General features: G+C 64.3%; 12 protein-coding genes. 3 read left to right on the top strand and 9 right to left on the bottom strand.

Translation table 11 applies throughout. From position 1 onward, the window contains the following. Positions 1-598: 598 nt before the first annotated feature. The 6 genes from PSOLE_RS07020 to PSOLE_RS06995 all read right to left on the bottom strand — a co-directional run bounded on the left by PSOLE_RS07020 (position 599) and on the right by PSOLE_RS06995 (position 7,538). Positions 599-2,239 (bottom strand): BatD family protein, encoded by a 1,641-nt coding sequence (locus tag PSOLE_RS07020; RefSeq protein ID WP_074856737.1) that lies wholly within the window; start codon positions 2,237-2,239, stop codon positions 599-601. After that, positions 2,236-3,993 carry a VWA domain-containing protein gene (locus PSOLE_RS07015; protein ID WP_084344078.1) on the bottom strand — a complete coding sequence of 586 codons (1,758 nt, stop codon included), beginning with the start codon at positions 3,991-3,993 and terminating at the stop codon, positions 2,236-2,238. The genes PSOLE_RS07020 and PSOLE_RS07015 overlap by 4 nt, the downstream gene beginning before the upstream one ends. Beyond that, entirely contained in the window at positions 3,990-4,994 is a 1,005-nt protein-coding gene (locus PSOLE_RS07010; protein WP_074856742.1) for a vWA domain-containing protein, read from the bottom strand. Before PSOLE_RS07010 ends, PSOLE_RS07015 begins: the two co-directional genes overlap by 4 nt. Further along, on the bottom strand, positions 4,987-5,481 hold the full coding sequence (locus tag PSOLE_RS07005; protein ID WP_003460617.1) for a DUF4381 domain-containing protein: 495 nt from the start codon (positions 5,479-5,481) through the stop codon (positions 4,987-4,989). Before PSOLE_RS07005 ends, PSOLE_RS07010 begins: the two co-directional genes overlap by 8 nt. Continuing rightward, positions 5,478-6,425 carry a DUF58 domain-containing protein gene (locus PSOLE_RS07000; protein ID WP_074856745.1) on the bottom strand — a complete coding sequence of 316 codons (948 nt, stop codon included), beginning with the start codon at positions 6,423-6,425 and terminating at the stop codon, positions 5,478-5,480. Before PSOLE_RS07000 ends, PSOLE_RS07005 begins: the two co-directional genes overlap by 4 nt. 153 nt (positions 6,426-6,578) lie before the next feature. Beyond that, positions 6,579-7,538 (bottom strand): AAA family ATPase, encoded by a 960-nt coding sequence (locus tag PSOLE_RS06995; RefSeq protein ID WP_074856748.1) that lies wholly within the window; start codon positions 7,536-7,538, stop codon positions 6,579-6,581. A gap of 430 nt (positions 7,539-7,968) precedes the next feature. On the opposite strand from PSOLE_RS06995, the gene PSOLE_RS06990 reads away from it, so the two are divergent. Next, positions 7,969-12,810 carry an NAD-glutamate dehydrogenase gene (locus PSOLE_RS06990; protein WP_074856751.1) on the top strand — a complete coding sequence of 1,614 codons (4,842 nt, stop codon included), beginning with the start codon at positions 7,969-7,971 and terminating at the stop codon, positions 12,808-12,810. Between the two features lie 361 nt (positions 12,811-13,171). On the opposite strand, the gene PSOLE_RS06985 is transcribed toward PSOLE_RS06990, so the two are convergent. Further along, positions 13,172-14,605: a M48 family metalloprotease gene (locus PSOLE_RS06985; protein WP_074856757.1), complete on the bottom strand. Its 1,434-nt coding sequence runs from the start codon at positions 14,603-14,605 to the stop codon at positions 13,172-13,174. A 108-nt stretch (positions 14,606-14,713) separates the two neighbouring features. Here PSOLE_RS06985 and PSOLE_RS06980 point away from each other — a divergent pair, with 108 nt between their 5' ends. Both PSOLE_RS06980 and PSOLE_RS06975 read left to right on the top strand, forming a co-directional pair. Beyond that, positions 14,714-14,953, top strand: coding sequence for a sulfurtransferase TusA family protein (locus PSOLE_RS06980; RefSeq protein ID WP_074856759.1), 240 nt, complete (start codon positions 14,714-14,716; stop codon positions 14,951-14,953). 114 nt (positions 14,954-15,067) lie between these two features. Next, on the top strand, positions 15,068-16,132 hold the full coding sequence (locus tag PSOLE_RS06975; RefSeq protein WP_074856761.1) for an AI-2E family transporter: 1,065 nt from the start codon (positions 15,068-15,070) through the stop codon (positions 16,130-16,132). 248 nt (positions 16,133-16,380) lie between these two features. Here PSOLE_RS06975 and PSOLE_RS06965 read toward each other — a convergent pair whose 3' ends face one another. Further along, the gene (locus PSOLE_RS06965) at positions 16,381-16,854 is read right to left on the bottom strand and encodes a peroxiredoxin (RefSeq protein ID WP_003460629.1); all 474 of its coding nucleotides are present in this window, start codon (positions 16,852-16,854) and stop codon (positions 16,381-16,383) included. A 22-nt stretch (positions 16,855-16,876) separates the two neighbouring features. Beyond that, entirely contained in the window at positions 16,877-17,434 is a 558-nt protein-coding gene (locus PSOLE_RS06960) for a glycine cleavage system protein R (RefSeq protein ID WP_003460630.1), read from the bottom strand. Positions 17,435-17,649: the final 215 nt, after the last annotated feature.

Here is a 17,649-nt window from a genome sequence, read left to right as displayed (position 1 = left end):
GACTTGGACTGGTCTCGATACTGGATACGATCAATCGGCTTAACCGCATGGCCTGAACCGCCGTGTACGGAACCGTACGCACGGTGGTGTGGGAGGACGGCGGCCGTGAGGCCGCCTCCTACCCGATTGCGTATCGGAAAGTTTCCGATGTGGGTTTGGGGGCTTCTGAAACGCCCGCGAATGCGGGAGCCCAGGAAATCCGCAGGACGCGTTCCTGTGTAGGAGCCAGCTTGCTGGCGATCATTGCGGCATATGGGGTGTATCGCCGACAAGCCGGCTCCTACCGGTCTGTGCGTCGACTGCAATCCGTAGGCTGGCGTTGTCGTTGTGATCCGAGAGTGTTGTTGACTCATGCGCCCACGCAGAGCGTGGGTGCTATTTTCGTCCCTGGCTGGTCTGGCGCTGAGCTGGGGTGTTTCACCGTCGCCGTAGGAGCGGATTTATCCGCGATTCTCGGACGCACCCGCTAACGCAGTACGTAGGGTGGGCCGGGCGGCGATCCGCTTCAGCCCACCAAGGTCTGCCGCTGTTGGTGGACTGAGGCCCACCCTACCACTTGCACGCTTAGAACTGCGTGTCCTGCAAGCCCATCGCGCACCTAGCGCGGATACAGCGGCGGCAAGGCGCTGCTTTCCTGCGGCGCCGCGCTCGGCTCCTGGCTGGCGGGCAGGCTGCGAATGGCTTTCCACAGCTCTTCGCCTTGCCAGAACTGGCCGCTTTCGCTGTACAGGGCACCGTTGAGACCGTCGAGAGCATCCGACAACGGCACGTAGCGCGCGGCCATGTCGGCCAGGGTTTCCGGTTGTTGGCGAGCCCAGGCGTCGAGTGCATGACGAGTGGCCTGGGCATCGCCGGCCTGGCAGGCACGCTTGATGTTGTCGAGCAGCGTGCGCGGGCTCGGGCCACTCTGCGCCGCGCGCTGGATCGCCGGTTGGCGGCGGGCATGCCACCACAAGCCGAAGCCGAGCAGCGTGGCCAAGCTCAGCACAGCGCAGGCCAGCTGCCAGGGCCACAGTTCCGGCCCCTCGATCACCTGGGTCGTCACCATCGGCGTATTGGGTTGTTCATCGTTCTGCAGTTGCGGGTTTTCCGCGACCTGCAGCGTACGGGCGGAGAGGGTGGTGCGCTCCAGCGTGTCGGTCTGGGTGTTCCACCACAGCACTTCCAGGGGCGGCAGATCGAAACTGCCGCTGCGATTGGGTACCAGCGCCTCGCGTTCTTCGCGGGTGCCGATGATGCCCGTCTCGCTCTTCTGGTCGCTCATCTGCGGTTGATCCGGGTAGCGACGCAGGCCGTCGACCTGGGTTGCCGGCAATGGCGGCAGCTGGGCGCTGGAAAGGCCGTCGACCTTGAGAATCAGGCGGCGGGTCAGAGAATCGCCAACCTGGCTCTGCTCCGGTTGCGGGTTCCAGGTCTCCGCCAGGCCCAGGGCACGCGCCGGCAGCCAGGGCGCGTCAGCCGGGTAGTCGGCCGGCTTGGGTTTGACCTGCAGCGGAATGTCCGGTGATTGGACCCGCGAGACCTTGCCGGTGCGGGGGCCGAAGGGCAGGAAATCATTGCTGCGCGAGCGGTCGACCAGGGTGGCGCTAAAGGTTTGTCCCGGGATCACCAGCGGTCCGCTGCGCTGCGGGTAGATGGCGTATTGCAGCTCGATCACGCCGTGCAGCACGCCGCCGATGCTCTTCTCGTAGGTGCGTGGTTCGCCCAGTTGCTCGACCCGCGCATCCGCTATGCGCAGGGGCGTCAGGCTGCTGTCGTCGTACATGGACACCGAGTGGTAGATGCGCAGGGTCAGCACGGCCTGAGCCTGAACGTAGACGTTGTCCTGATCGAGGCTGGCATCGATGAATACCGGTGCCAGCTGTTCGCCGTTGCCGGCGCTGACGGCTGCCTCGACATTCAGCGTGATCGGCAGGGTTTCGGCGTCTTCCAGGCGGATTGCCGGGATCGTCACCTCGCCGTTGCGGCGTGGCTGCAGGGTCAGGATCCAGCGAGTGCTGGCGCGTGGCGTATCGCCGATGCTGCTCAGGCGATTGACCTGGCGGCTGCCAAGTACCTCGAAGTCTTTATCCAGCGGGCTCAGGTCGGGTCGGCCGAAGCGGGTCGGGTCGGTCGACTCCAGCGTCAGCACCACGGTTTCGCCCTCGCTCAGGCGAGTGCGGTCGACGCTGGCGAAAAAGCCCTCTGCATGGGCCTGCCCCGCGAGCAGTAGAAGAAGCAGGAAGACCAGACGCTTCATTGATTCGAGTCCTGACGCTGTTGCTGTTCGTACCAGAATTTGCGCCGCAGCAGTTCGGCCGGGTCATCCGGGATCTGCCGCAGCCATTGTTCCAGCGCCTGTCGGCGTTCCGCCGCCGTGCCCAGATCGGCTGCCGTGCGGGGTGGCGCAACGGGCTCGGCGTCGCTCGGGAGTTCACTGCTGGTGCTGGGCTGGGTGTCTTCCCCGGCGCCATTGGCGCTGCCCTGTACGTCGCTGTTTTCACTGCTCTCACCGCTACTGCCCGGCTGGGTAGGCTGTGCGGCAGTACTCTCGGCGGGCTGGCCGGCCGTGGATTCCTTCGGCTCCGCCTGATCGTCGTCGGGTGCTTGCTGCTCGGTCGAATCACCCTCGCCGGATTGCTGCTGATTTTCGCGCTGACGCAGCGCTTGTTCCACCAATGCTTTGTTGTGCTGCGCCGCGGCCAGCTCCGGCTGGCGCTCCAGGGCCTGCTCATAGGCATCCAGCGCTGCCTCCAGTTCGCCGGCCTTGGCCAGGGCATTGCCGCGATTGTAATGATCGGCTGCGCTGTCGCCCTTGGCGAAACGTTCTGCGGCGGCGGCATAATCCTCGGCCTCATAGAGTGCCTTGCCTTGCCACTGCGGATCGACGAAGCGTTGCGCGGCCTCGGCCGGGCGTTGTGCCTGCAGCAGGCGCTGGCCCTGCTGATCGGGGCGCAGCCAGAGATCGTCGAGTTCGAAGGCATGGCTGCTCTGTGGTGGCAGCATCAGCAGCAGTGGCAGGCAGAACAGCCAGCCGCGACGACCGGCGCAGGCGGCAAGCAACAGCAGCGGTAGCAGTAGCCAGTAGCCCTGGTCGATATGGCTGTCGAGCTGTGTCGGCTCACCCGCTGCGCGCATGGCCTGCGGGCCGTCGAGCAGGCCCAGGCGACGCAGATCCTCGTCGTCCAGGCGGCTCGCTGCGTAGCGGCCGCTATGGGCTTCAGCGGTCTCCTGCAGGCCGCGCGCATCGAGGCGCGGAATCAGGATGGCGCCGTGCGAATCCTTGAGGAAGCTGCCGTCCTCCTGCACCACCGGCGCGCCTTCGCGACTGCCCACGCCGAGGATCAGCAATGGTACCGAGCGCTTTTGCAGGGCTTGCTGGATGCCGCTGCGTTCCTCTTCATCGAGGGCGCTGGTGATCAGCAACAGGCGACCCTGGCCCAGTTGCGCCTGGTCGAGCAACTGCAGTGCACGGGCCACGGCCAGATCGGCGCGACGCCCCGGCTCCGGCATCAGCGAGGGTTTCAGCGCTTCGAGCAGGTTGCGGCTGGTGGCCAGGTCATCGGACAGCGGCACCAGGCTGTGTGCGCTACCGGCATAGACGATGATCGCCGTCTGTGCATCGCGACGCGCTTCGAGCAGATCGAGCAGCTTGCGTCGCGCCTGATCGAGACGGTTGGGGCGACCGTCGGTGGCGAGCATCTGCGGCGTCAGTTCGAGCAGCACCACCAACGGATCGGCAGGCTTCTGGTTGCTCTGCTCGACGCGCTGCCAGCTGGGACCGAGCAGCGCCAGTACGGCCAGCAGCCAGGCCAGGCCGAGTGCCAGCCAGGGCAGCTTGCTGGAGCGGCCGCTGCCACCCTTGAGCAGCGCCTGATGGAAGGCCGCTGGTAACAGGAGTTGCCAGCGCCCGCTCTGGCGCTCGCGATGCCACAGGCGCCAGAGCAGCCAGGCCAACACAGGCACTGCCAGCAGCCACAGTGGGCGCAGCCATTCCGGCCAGAGCAGGCTCATGTACGCCTCCGCAGCCGCTGCAGCAGCTCGGGCCACAGTACCTGACCGACCAGCAGCAGCGAGCCTAGTAGCGCCAGCGCCAGCGGCCAGGGATAGAGGGCCAGGACCGGGCGGGCGAGGGTAGGTTGCTGGGCGACCGGCTCGAGACGGTCGAGGGTCAGTTCGATCTGCTCCAGCTCGGCCTGATTGCGTGCACGGAAATACTCACCGCCAGTGACGTCGGCGATCGCGCGCAGGCTGGTTTCGTCCAGATCCAGGGCGCTGAAGCCGAAGCTGCCGAATGCACCGCTTTGCTGCGGATCGGCGCCGATGCCGATGGCATAGATGCGCACGCCCTCATCGGCGGCCAGTTGCGCGGCGACCATCGGATCGATCTCGCCGCCGTTGTTGGCGCCGTCGGTGATCAGCACCAGCACGCGGCTCTGCGCCGGGCGCTGGCGCAGGCGCTTGACCGCCAGGCCGATGGCATCGCCGATGGCGGTGTTCTTGCCGGCGATGCCGATCATGGCTTCGTCCAGCCAGGTGCGCACCGTGTGACGGTCGAACGTCAGCGGTGCCTGCAGATAGGCCTGGCTGCCGAACAGGATCAGGCCGACGCGATCACCCCGGCGGCCTTCGATGAAGTCGCCGAGCAGGCGCTTGACCAGTTCCAGGCGGCTGATCGGCTCGTCGTCCCACTGCATGTCGGCGTAATCCATCGAGCCGGAGACATCCACCGCCAGCAGCAGGTCGCGGCCGCTAGCCGGCAGCGGCAGCGGCTCACCGACCCACTGCGGTCGTGCGGCGGCGCACAGCAGCAGAAACCAGAGCAGCGCCAGCGGTGCTTGTTGGCGCCAGCTGGGCAGTGCGGCGCGGGCGCGGCGCCCGCTGAGGGCCTGCAATTCGTCGAGAAAGCCGACACGCAGCGCCGCATCGCCGCTGTCGGCTGGAGGCAGCAGCAGGCGCAGCAGCCAGGGCAGCGGCGCGAGCAGAAAGACCCAGAGCCAGGCGAACTCAAACATGCTTGCGAATCCAGATGGTGATGGCCTGATCGAGCTCCACGATGGCCTTGTCGCTCAGCGTGCACTGCGGCCTGTAGCCGCCATCGACGAGGATCATCCAGCGGGTCAGGCCGGCTGCCGGGCAGCGGTTGTCGAGAAACGCCAGCCAGGCGCGGCTGCTCAGGGTGTGGCTGGCGCTCTCTGGATAGCGTTCGCGGCACAGGCGCTTGAGCAGGGCGTTGAGCTGCTGCAGCCAGGGGCCGGCCGGGGCGCCATCGTAGGGTTTGCTCAGGCGCGACAGCTCATCGAGGGCTGCCTGGCGCAGTGGGTCGAGCGCCTGCTCTGTCGTCACCTTGCGCGGGCGCTGCTGCCAGTTATGCAGCAGGCGCCACAGGCCCCAAGCCAGCAGTGGCAGGAGTACCGCGAGCAACCACCAGCCCGGTGCCGGAGGCCACCAGGGCACCGGCGGCGGGTCGATCAGCGGTTGCAACTGGTCGAGGGGATTCATAGGGATTTTCTCGCCTGCAGACCGCTGAGCTGTTCCTGCAACTGCTCGACCAGTTCGAGCTGCGTGCTCAAGGGTAGCAGCGGCACGCCAAGCTTCTGCGCCAGACGCTGCCAGCGCGCCTCGCGGGCCAGGGCCTGGTTGCGGTAGGCCTGGCGCAGGTCACCGTTGTGGCTGTCGAGCTCCAGTTGCGCGCCGTTCTGGGTAAAGCGCAGCAGCCCGGCAGCCGGCAGGGCGCGATCGAGTGGATCGGACAGCGGCAGCAACAACAGATCGGTATGGCGCGCGAGCAAGGTGAGTTGCTGCTCGGCGTTGTCGCTCAGCGCACGTTCGTCGCACAGCACGATCACCAGGCTGCCTGGGCGTAGTACTTCGCGGGCGCGGCGCAGGGCCAAGCCGAAATTGTCGCGGCCGGCACTGGCCTGAGTCTGTGGCCCGAGCGCCTGGTTGGCACGGGCCAGCAGGTTGAGCAGTTGCAGCAGGCTCTGTTTGCTGCGCCGGGGTTTGACTTCATGGTGCTCGTTATCGGCAAACACCAGGCCGCCGATGCGGTCGTTATGGCCCAGCGCGGCCCAGCCGATCAGCGCGGCGGCGCGGGCGGCCAGTACCGACTTGAAGCACAGGCCGGAGCCGAAGAACAGGCGCTGGCTCTGTTCGCTAATGATGAAGATGGGGCGCTCGCGCTCTTCGTGAAACAGCTTGGTATGTGGCTCCTGGGTGCGCGCGGTGACGCGCCAGTCGATGGTGCGCACGTCGTCACCGGCCTGATAGACACGCACCTGGTCGAAGTCCACGCCACGGCCGCGCAGCTTGGAGTGATGCAGACCGATCAGTGGGCTACGTCGTGCCGGGGTGGAGAACAGCGGCACTTCATGCACTTTATGGCGCATGTCGATCAGCTCGCCGAGGGCGATATGGATGCCGGATGGCAGGGGCTGGCTGGACATATCGAACTCACGCCATCCTGTCGTGCTCCCTCGCCCAGGCTCTTTTCATCAAGAGCAGGGAGAGGGCTGGGGAGAGGGTGGGGCGTTTCGCTGCCCTCTCCCCCGACCCCTCTCCCGCAAGCGGGAGAGGGGAGACAAGCCTATTGCGCTGCATCAAGCCACCGCCACCACGTCGAGGATGCGCTGGATCACGCGATCCTGATCGACGCCCGAGGCTTCGGCCTCGAAGGACAGGATGATGCGGTGGCGCAGCACGTCGAACAGCACTGCCTGGATATCCTCGGGGCTGACGAAGTCACGCCCGGCCAGCCAGGCGTGGGCGCGCGCGCAGCGGTCAAGGGCGATGGAGCCGCGCGGGCTGGCGCCATAGGCGATCCAGTCAGCCAGCTCGGCATCGAACTTGGCCGGGGTGCGGCTGGCCATCACCAGTTGCACCAGGTACTCCTCCACGGCATCGGCCATGTACAGGCCGAGAATTTCCTTGCGCGCGGCGAACACCGCCTGCTGGCTGACCCGGTGCTCGGGTTTGGCCTCACCGTTGAGCGCATCACCACGGGCCTGAGCGAGAATCTTGCGCTCCACCGCCGCGTCAGGGAAACCGATTTTCACATGCATCAGAAAACGGTCGAGCTGCGCTTCTGGCAGCGGGTAGGTGCCTTCTTGCTCGATGGGGTTCTGCGTGGCCATGACCAGAAACAGCGGCGACAGGTCGTAAGTCGAGCGGCCCACCGAGACCTGGCGCTCGGCCATGGCCTCGAGCAGTGCCGACTGCACTTTGGCCGGGGCACGGTTGATCTCGTCGGCCAGCACCAGGTTGTGGAAGATAGGCCCCTGCTGGAACACGAAGCTGCCGGTTTCCGGACGGTAGATCTCGGTGCCGGTGATATCCGCCGGGAGCAGATCCGGGGTGAACTGGATGCGATGGAACTCGCCTTCGATGCCTTCGGCCAGCTCCTTGATCGCCTTGGTCTTGGCCAGACCAGGTGCGCCTTCGACCAGCAGATGGCCGTCGGCGAGCAGGGCGATCAGCAGGCGCTCGATAAGCTTGTCCTGGCCGAGAATCTGGGTGGAGAGAAATTGGCGTAACGCGACCAGCGCTTCACGGTGTTCCATCGTCGGGCTCTTCTGGCGGATGAGCGGGCTTGCGAGGCCGCGCGTGCAGACCGCCGACTTTACTGCATTTGCCGCTTGAGCCGCTATCGGCGGCGCGGGTCGTGAACAGTCTGGCAACAGAAATCAGAGGTGCTTTTGCCGCCGTCGTGGCCCTTTGTCCGCCCCAGCGGCTAGCCAGTTTCTGGGGCTGACAGCTTGTCGTGCACCGTATCGGTGCAGCCTTGAAAGAAAATGTCGCAGCGCCGCAAGCGGTTGCAGGCCAACCCTCGTTAAGCTCAACGGCTATGCGTGACTCATTGGTCGCGCCTTTCACGCCGGTCCGCATGCGACTCGTCAGTGTCATCGTCGCTTCATGGACTAACGTTGAACTAACACCCTGCGACAGCAATCCAGACGTCCTGTCGAACCAACAGCCCAATGGAGCACAGCCATGGCGTTCTTTACGGCGGCCAGCAAAGCCGACTTCCAGCACCAACTGCAAGCGGCCCTGGCACAGTACGTGAGTGAGCAGGCGCTGCCACAAGTAGCCCTGTTCGCCGAACAGTTCTTCGGCATCATCGCCCTTGAAGAGTTGACCCAGCGGCGCCTGTCCGACCTGGTCGGCTGCACCCTGTCGGCCTGGCGCATGCTGGAGCAGTTCGATCACGCCAAGCCGCAGGTACGCGCGTTCAACCCCGATTACGAGAAGCACGGCTGGCAGTCCACCCACACCGCGGTGGAAATCCTGCATGGCGACATTCCGTTTCTGGTCGACTCGGTGCGCATGGAGCTCAACCGCCATGGTTACAGCATTCACACCCTGCAGAACAGTGTGTTCAGCGTACGCCGTGACCAGAACGGCCAGTTGCTGGAAATCCTTCCGCGCGGCACCCAGGGCGAGGGCGTGCTGCACGAAGCGTTGATGTTTTTGGAAATCGACCGTTGCTCCAGTGCGGCCGAGCTGAAAACCCTGGAGAAATCCATTCACGAAGTCTTCGGCGACGTGCGTATGAGCGTTGCCGACTTCCAGCCGATGAAGGCCAAGGTGCGTGAGCTGCTGGCCTGGCTGGATCGCGCCAAGCTCAAGGTGGACAAGACCGAGCTGGATGAAATCAAGGTCTACCTGAACTGGTTGCTGGACAACCATTTCACCTTCCTCGGCTATGAGGAGTTCACCGTTGCGCCGACTGCCGATGGCGGCAGCATGGTCTATGACGAGAAATCCCTGCTGGGTCTGTCCAAGCGCCTGCGCACCGGCTTATCCGCCGAGGAGCTGCATATCGAACCGGAGGCGGTGGCCTACCTGCGCGAACCGCAGTTGCTGTCCTTCGCCAAGGCCGCAGTGCCGAGCCGTGTGCACCGTCCGGCCTACCCGGATTTCGTCTCCATCCGTGAGCTCGATGTCAAGGGCAATGTGATCAAGGAATGCCGTTTCATGGGGCTGTACACTTCGGCGGTGTACGCCGAGAGCGTGTGTAACATCCCCTACATCCGCCGCAAGGTGGATGTGATCAAGCAGCGTTCGGGCTTCGACAGCAGCGCCCACCTGGGCAAGGAACTGGCCCAGGTACTGGAAGTGTTGCCGCGCGACGACCTGTTCCAGACCCCGGTGGATGACCTGTTCAACACCGCGCTGTCCATCGTGCAGATTCAGGAGCGCAACAAGATCCGCGTGTTCCTGCGCCGCGATCCCTATGGCCGCTTCTGCTACTGCCTGGCCTATGTGCCGCGCGACGTCTACTCCACCGAAACCCGGATGAAGATCCAGCAGGTGCTGATGGAGCGCCTGCAGGCCACCGATTGCGAGTTCTGGACCTTCTTCTCCGAGTCGGTGCTGGCACGCGTGCAGTTCATCCTGCGCGTCGACCCGAAGAACAAGACCCAGATCGACCCCGTGCTTCTAGAGAAGGAGGTCATCCAGGCCTGCCGTTCGTGGAAGGACGACTACGCCAGCCTGATGGTCGAAAGCCTCGGCGAAGCCCAGGGCACCAACGTCCTGGCCGAATTCCCCGGCGGCTTCCCGGCCGGCTACCGCGAGCGCTTCGCCCCGCACTCGGCAGTGGTGGACATGCAGCACCTGCTCAGCCTGAGCAACGACAAGCCGCTGGTGATGAGCTTCTACCAGCCATTGGCCCAGACAGGGCAGCAACTGCACTGCAAGCTGTATCACGCCGATACACCGCTGCCGCTGTCCGACGTGCTGCCGATTCTGGAGAACCTCGGCCTGCGCGTGCTTGGCGAGTTCCCCTACAAGCTGCGCCGCGCCGATGGCCGCGAATTCTGGATTCACGACTTCGCCTTCACCTACGCCGAAGGCCTGGATGTCGACATCCAGCAGCTCAACGACACCTTGCAGGACGCCTTCATTCATATCGTCCGTGGCGATGCCGAGAACGACGCCTTCAACCGCCTGGTGCTGACTACTGCTATGCCCTGGCGCGACGTTGCTTTGCTGCGCGCCTATGCGCGTTATCTCAAGCAGATTCGCCTGGGCTTCGACCTCAGTTACATCGCCGCGACCCTGATCAACCATGCCGATATCGCCAAGGAGCTGGTGCGCCTGTTCCGCACCCGTTTCTACCTCGCGCGCAAGCTCACTGCCGAAGACCTGGAAGACAAGCAGCAGAAACTCGAACAGGCCATCCTCGCCGCGCTGGACAACGTCGCCGTGCTCAACGAAGACCGCATCCTGCGTCGTTACTTGGACCTGATCAAGGCGACCCTGCGTACCAACTTCTTCCAGACCGACGCCTACGGCGCGGCCAAATCCTATTTCAGCTTCAAGCTCAGCCCGCGCCTGATCCCGGAGATTCCGCGGCCGGTGCCGAAGTTCGAGATCTTCGTCTACAGCCCGCGCGTCGAGGGCGTGCACCTGCGCTTCGGCGACGTGGCCCGCGGCGGCCTGCGCTGGTCGGACCGCGAGGAAGACTTCCGTACCGAGGTGCTCGGCCTGGTCAAGGCGCAGCAGGTGAAGAACGCGGTGATCGTGCCGATGGGCGCCAAGGGCGGCTTCGTGCCGCGCAAGATGCCAGTCGGCGGTTCGCGTGACGAGGTGATGGCCGAGGGCATCGCCTGCTACCGCATCTTCATCAGCGGCCTGCTGGACATCACTGACAACCTCAAGGAAGGCGAGGTAGTACCGCCGCAAAACGTCGTACGCCACGACGCCGATGACCCCTATCTGGTGGTAGCGGCGGACAAGGGCACCGCAACCTTCTCCGACATCGCCAACGGCATCGCTGCCGAGTACGGCTTCTGGCTCGGCGACGCCTTCGCTTCCGGCGGTTCGGCCGGCTATGACCACAAGGGCATGGGCATCACCGCCAAGGGTGCCTGGGTCTCGGTGCAGCGTCACTTCCGCGAGCGCGGCATCGACGTGCAGAAGGACAACGTCACCGTGATCGGCATCGGCGACATGGCCGGCGACGTGTTCGGCAACGGCATGCTGCTGTCGGACAAGCTGCAACTGGTGGCCGCCTTCAACCACATGCACATCTTTATCGACCCAAACCCGGATGCGGCCAAGAGCTTCGCCGAGCGCAAGCGTCTGTTCGAGCTGCCGCGTTCGAGCTGGGCCGACTACGACGCCAAGCTCATTTCCGAAGGTGGCGGCATCTTCCTGCGCAGCGCCAAGAGCATCACCATTACCCCGCAGATGAAGGCGCGCTTTGATATCGCCGCCGACAAGCTGGCGCCCACCGAGCTGCTCAACGTGCTGCTCAAGGCCCCGGTCGACCTGCTGTGGAACGGCGGCATTGGCACTTACGTCAAGTCGAGCAAGGAAAGTCACGCTGACGTCGGCGACAAGGCCAACGACGCTTTGCGCGTGGATGGCTGCGAGCTGCGCGCCAAGGTGGTGGGCGAGGGCGGCAACCTGGGCATGACCCAGCTCGGTCGCGTCGAGTTCGGCCTGCATGGCGGCGCCAGCAACACCGACTTCATCGACAACGCCGGCGGCGTGGACTGCTCCGACCACGAAGTGAACATCAAGATCCTGCTCGGTGAAATCGTCGCTGCCGGCGATATGACCGGCAAACAGCGCAACAAGCTGCTGGCCGAGATGACCGACGATGTGTCCGAGCTGGTACTCGGCAACAACTACAAGCAGACCCAGGCGTTGTCGCTGGCCGAGCGTCGTGCCCGCGAGCGCATCAGCGAATACAAGCGCCTGATGAATGCGCTGGAGGCTGCCGGCAAGCTGGATCGTGCGCTGGAGTTTCTGCCGTCTGATGAAGAACTTAACGAGCGCGCGGCCAGTGGCCGTGGCCTGACTCGTCCGGAACTGTCGGTATTGATCTCCTACAGCAAGATCGACCTCAAGGAGTCGCTGCTCAAATCCCAGGTGCCGGATGACGACTACCTGGCGCGCGAGATGGAAACCGCCTTCCCGGCGATCCTCACCGAGAAGTTCGGCGATGCCATGCGTCGCCATCGCCTCAAGCGCGAGATCGTCAGCACGCAGATCGCCAACGATCTGGTCAACCACATGGGCATCACCTTCGTGCAACGCCTGAAGGAGTCCACCGGCATGAGTGCGGCCAACGTCGCCGGCGCCTACGTGATCGTGCGTGACCTGTTCCGCCTGCCGCACTGGTGGGCGCAGATCGAGGCGCTGGACTACAAGGTGCCGGCCGAGCTGCAGTTGCAGCTGATGGACGAGTTGATGCGCCTGGGCCGTCGCGCGACGCGCTGGTTCCTGCGCAGCCGCCGTAACGAGCTGGACGCTGCCCGTGATGTGGCGCATTTCGCACCGCGTATCGAGGCGCTGGTCGGCCGTCTGGACGAACTGCTCGAAGGCCCGGCCCGTGAGCAGTGGCTGGCGCGCTACCAGAGCTTCGTCGAGGCCGGTACGCCGGAGGAGCTGGCGCGCGTGGTCGCCGGCACCAGCCATCTGTACACGCTGCTGCCGATCATCGAAGCGGCGGATGTCACCGGCAAGGACACCAGTGAGGTGGCGACGGCCTACTTCGCCGTGGGCGGTGCGCTTGAGCTGTCTTGGTACCTGCAGCAGATCACTAACCTGCCGGTGGAGAACAACTGGCAGGCGCTGGCCCGCGAGGCCTTCCGTGACGATCTGGACTGGCAGCAGCGTGCGATTACCGTGTCGGTGCTGCAGATGGCTGACGGTCCGCAGGAGATCGAAGCGCGCGTGGCCCTGTGGCTCGATCAGCATCAACGCCTGGTCGACCGCTGGAAGGCGATGCTGACCGAGCTGCGTTCGGCGACCGGCACCGACTACGCCATGTACGCGGTGGCCAACCGCGAGCTGATGGACCTGGCGCAAAGCGCCTGAGCCGTGCGCTGAAAGAAAAGAGCCCCGCCAAGTGCGTAATGCTGTTCACTTAAGAAACGGTCGAGCTCGATCAGTCCCCTCGCCCCTCCGGGGAGAGGGTTAGGGAGAGGGGGAAACTGGCAGTTTTGAGGTGTTTTCTGCCCTCTCCCCCAGCCCCTCTCCCATAAATGGGAGAGGGGAGCCAAACGTGTGCAACCTTAAGTGAACAGCATTACGCCAAGTGCGGGGCTTCTTTTTGTAGGGCGGTATTCACAGGCTTACGTAGCCCAATGAAATCCGGGGAATTTGCCGCCGATGTCCCGGATTGCATCTGCGCTACCACGCCGTTATCGGTGCGCGCACCGCACCGCCATGCTCCGGATCAGCGCAGCATCTGCTCGACCAGGCGCTTCTCCTCGGAGAGCTCGCGCTGACGGGCATCGATGCGCGAGGCCAGCTGGAAGTTGTTGCTGGCGCGGCGCTTGGCGAAGTCCAGCTGCTCGATGGCCTGGTTGTAGTCGCCGACCAGGGCGAAGAACTCCGCGCGTGCCTGGTGCAGGCCGATGGTATTGCCACTCAGGCCACGCACCTCGGCGACCTGATACCAGACGTCCGGGTCCTTGGCGCGAGTCTTGAGCAGATTGTCCAGGGCGCGCTCGGCATCGGCGATGCGTTGCTGCTTGAGCAGCAGATCGACGCGAGCCTGCTGCAACGGGTAGTTGCTCGGGTAGTGGGTGAACATGCGCTCCAGACGACGCTCGGCGGCGTCCAGGCGATTGGCCGCCATATCCAGCTCGATCTGCGCCAGGTTGTAGGTGATGTCGTCCGGGCTCTTGCTCAGTAGCGGCGCCAGGGTTTCACCGGCTTCGGCGAGTTGGCCGGTTTTCATCTGCGCCAGTACCAGGCCGTAGCGTGCGGCATCGAGGCCAGGGTTCTCGTCGAGCATGGCGCGAAAGCGCTTGGCCGCAACGCCCGGCGTCTCTTCGTAGGTCAGTTGCACGCGGGCGCGCATCAACTGGTAGCGCAAGCTGTCTGCGCGGCCTGTGGCCGGGTACTGCTCGGCGCGGTTGCGGGTGTCGGCAATACGCGATTCCGACACCGGGTGGGTCAGCAGGAATTCCGGCGGGCGGGCGTCGTAACGGTACTGACGCATCAGCCGTTCGAACATCAGCGGCATGGCGCGTGGGTCGTAGCCGGCCTTTTCCAGGTTGACCAGGCCAATGCGGTCGGCCTCCTGTTCGTTCTGCCGGGAGAAACGCCGTTGTTCCTGAATGGCAGCGGCCTGGGTCGACATGATCGCTGCCATGCCGGCATCGCCGGCGCCGGCCGCCGCGGCGACAATGCCGGCGAGCATGGCCGCCATCATTGGCAGCTGCATGCGTTGCTGGGCCTCGACGCCACGGGCGAAGTGGCGCTGCGACAAGTGCGCCAATTCGTGCGCCATGACCGAGGCGTATTCGGCTTCGGTCTGCGCATAGAGGAACAGGCCGCCGTTGACCCCGACGATTCCGCCCGGTGCGGCAAAGGCGTTGAGTTGCGGGCTGTTGAGCAGGACGAACTCCAGGCGGCGGTCCTGCAGCTGGCTGGTTTCCGACAGGCGATAGACGCTGGACTCGACGAAATCCTTCAGTTGCGGGTCGTCCAGCTGCGAAACCTGACCACGCAGCAGGCCGAGCCAGGCACGGCCGAGCTGGTGTTCTTGCTGGGGCGAGACGATCGAGGAGCTGGCGTCGCCTAGCGACGGCAGGTCACTGGCACCCGTGTGGGCGGCGAACAGGCAGGCCAGCGTCAGCAGGGTGGGGCGCAGAAAAGTCATGCACTCAGGGCTCTCGGGCGGCAAAGGCGTTACTGTAGCCGGCCAGCTACCGCGCTGGCCAGGGTTGTGGCGGCTTGGGTATCCTAGCCGACCTATCAGGAGTAGACGATGACAGACGTACCGGCTTTCGATGCTGAACTCGATGCCTGCGGGCTGAACTGCCCGCTGCCCTTGCTCAAGGCCAAGCTCGAGCTCAATCACCTGGCCAGTGGCGCGGTGCTCAAGGTCAGCGCTACTGACGCCGGCTCGCAGCGCGACTTTCGTGCCTTCGCCAGCCTGGCCGGCCATGCGCTGCTGCATGAAGAGGTCGAGGCAGGTATTTATCGTTACTGGTTGCGTAAGGCCTGAGCAGCTGTTGTAGCTTGAAACATATCCCGGTGGTCATTCATGCGCGGCGTGCGCCATTTTTCATATGGCGGGCGTAGTGAAGGAACCGGCATTTCTCTGCGTTAAGGAATTCTGATGGTCAAGGTTTTGCGTAGTTGGCTGCATCGCTACTTCTCCGATGAGCAGGCCGTGGTGCTGGCTGTGCTGCTGGTGCTGGGCTTTGCGCTGGTGCTGACGCTCGGCGGCATGCTCGCGCCGGTGCTGACCGGCCTGGTGCTGGCCTTTCTCATGCAGGGGTTGGTCAACGGCCTGGAGCGCTTGAAAGTGCCGCAGGTGCTGGCGGTCTGGCTGGTGTTCACCCTGTTCATGGGCGGCCTGACGGTGTTTCTGCTGGTGCTGATGCCACTGCTCTGGCAGCAGTTGAGTACGCTGTTCAATGAACTGCCGCGTATGGCCGCCGAATGGCAGTCGGTGTTCCTGCTGCTGCCGGAGCGCTACCCGAACCTGATCACCGACGCGCAGGTCGTGCAGCTGATCGACAGCATGCGCGGCGAAGCTGGCAAGTTCGGCCAGTGGGCGTTGTCATTCTCCCTGTCCAGCCTGCCGATGCTGGTCAGCGTGATGATCTACCTGGTGCTGGTGCCGATCCTGGTGTTCTTCTTCCTCAAGGATCGCGAGCAAATCGGCCAGTGGTTCCGCAGCTACCTGCCGCGCGAGCGCGCATTGATCACGCAGGTCGCGCAGGAGATGAACCAGCAGATCGCCAACTACATCCGTGGCAAGTTCATCGAGATCATCATCTGCGGGGTGGTCACCTATATCGCCTTCGCCTTCCTCGGCCTCAACTATGCCGCGCTGCTGGCTTTGCTGGTCGGCCTGTCGGTGGTGGTGCCTTATATCGGCGCGGTGGTGGTGACCGTGCCGGTGGCGCTGATCGGCCTGTTCCAGTGGGGCTGGAGTGATCAGTTCCTTTATCTGATGGTGATCTACGGCATCATCCAGGCGCTCGATGGCAACGTGCTGGTGCCGCTGCTGTTTTCCGAGGCAGTCAACCTGCACCCGGTGGCGATCATCTGCGCGGTGCTGTTGTTCGGCGGGCTGTGGGGCTTCTGGGGCGTGTTCTTCGCCATTCCGCTGGCCACCCTGTTCAAGGCGGTGATCAACGCCTGGCCGCGTACCGAGCCGGTGTCCGCCGAATAAGGCGTCGATGGCAAAGGCTGTGCCTGGAATAAGGGTTCCAGCGCGGCCTTGCGTAGGAGCCCCGCCCCGGGGCGAAGCTCGTCAATTGCGCGCCATCCATGTTCGCGGCGGGGCGCCGCTCCTACAAATACGGCGCGTAGATGCTTGGCTGAGCGCCGGGTTTTGCACAGCTCAAACCAGGCTACCTCCCAACAAAAACGCCGCGACGGCCATTGGCCGTCGCGGCGTTTCATGTGCAGGGCAGGGGGTCAGCCTTTGTTCAGGGCTTCGGCGGCTGCCAGCACCTTGTCGACATGGCCGGCGACCTTGACGTTGCGCCACTCTTCACGCAACACGCCGTCCTTATCAATGAGGAAGGTACTGCGCACGATGCCCATGTATTCCTTGCCGTAGTTCTTCTTCAACTGGTACACGCCGAACAGGTCGCACAGTTGGTGCTCTTCGTCGCTGATCAGCTCGAAGGGGAACGCCTGCTTGCACTTGAAGCTTTCGTGCTTCTTCAGGCTGTCCATCGACACGCCGAAGATCAGCGTGTTGGCCGCCTTGAACTGCTCGAAGCGAGCGCTGAAGTCCATACCCTCGGTGGTGCAGCCCGGGGTCGCGTCCTTCGGGTAGAAATACAGCACGACCTGCTGGCCCTTGAGGTCGGACAGCTTTACCTGCTGGCCACTGGTGGCCTCGGCCTGGAAGTCGGCAACGGCTTTGTCGAGTTCAACGGGCATGGAAACTCCTTGCGTGCGGCTATCAGGGATTCTGCGGGCGCCAAGGTTCGATCAAGGCATCAAGATTCAGCGCATCGGCGAAATCGAGGAACTGATCGCGCAGCCAGCTGATCTGTGTGCCGGCCGGCAGCGTCACGGTCAGGGTGGCGTTGAGCATGGTGCCGCCGGTCTGCGGCGCCTGGTAGGTGTCGCAGGTCAGGGCTTCCAGCTCGACGCGGTGGTCGATGAAGAACTGGCATAGCTCGTTGAGAATGTCCGGGCGGTACACCGCGCTGACGTAAGCTACATATGGCAGCGCCTGCGGGCGCACTTCGGCGGCAGCGCTGCGCGCCAGATCCACGCTGAAATCATGCTTCTTGGCCAGCAGCGGCAGGCTCGACTCCAGGCGCGCCAGGGCATCCCAGCTACCGGACACCTGCAGCACCAGGGCGCTGAATTCACCGTGACGGCTCAGGCGAGTGCTGATCACCGCACAACGGTTCTCATGGCTGGTGCGGCTGAGCAGGTTGGTCAGGGCCATGGCATCGCGGCCGAGAGCGCTGATGACGAGGAATTGTTCGCGAACGAGGGGGGTGGACATGCAGCCTTCCTAAAGCGATGAACGGTCCACGCGCGAGAAGCCGCAGACCAAAGACAGCAGGTTAGCGAAAAGCACCGCCGAGGGGAATGGCGAAGCCTTGTGCATCGCACGACGGCATGCGCCGATAGCCGGTCGCGGAAAACGCAGGTCATGTGCAAACGACCTGATAAGCCCTTGTCCGTTGCTTGTGCCGGATTGGTGGCACCAGTACCATT

Source organism: Pseudomonas oleovorans subsp. oleovorans (genome assembly GCF_002197815.1).
In the GTDB taxonomy this organism is placed as follows: domain Bacteria; phylum Pseudomonadota; class Gammaproteobacteria; order Pseudomonadales; family Pseudomonadaceae; genus Aquipseudomonas; species Aquipseudomonas oleovorans.
The sequence above is the reverse complement of the archived record's forward strand: the minus strand, read 5'-3'. Positions and strand labels throughout refer to the sequence as shown.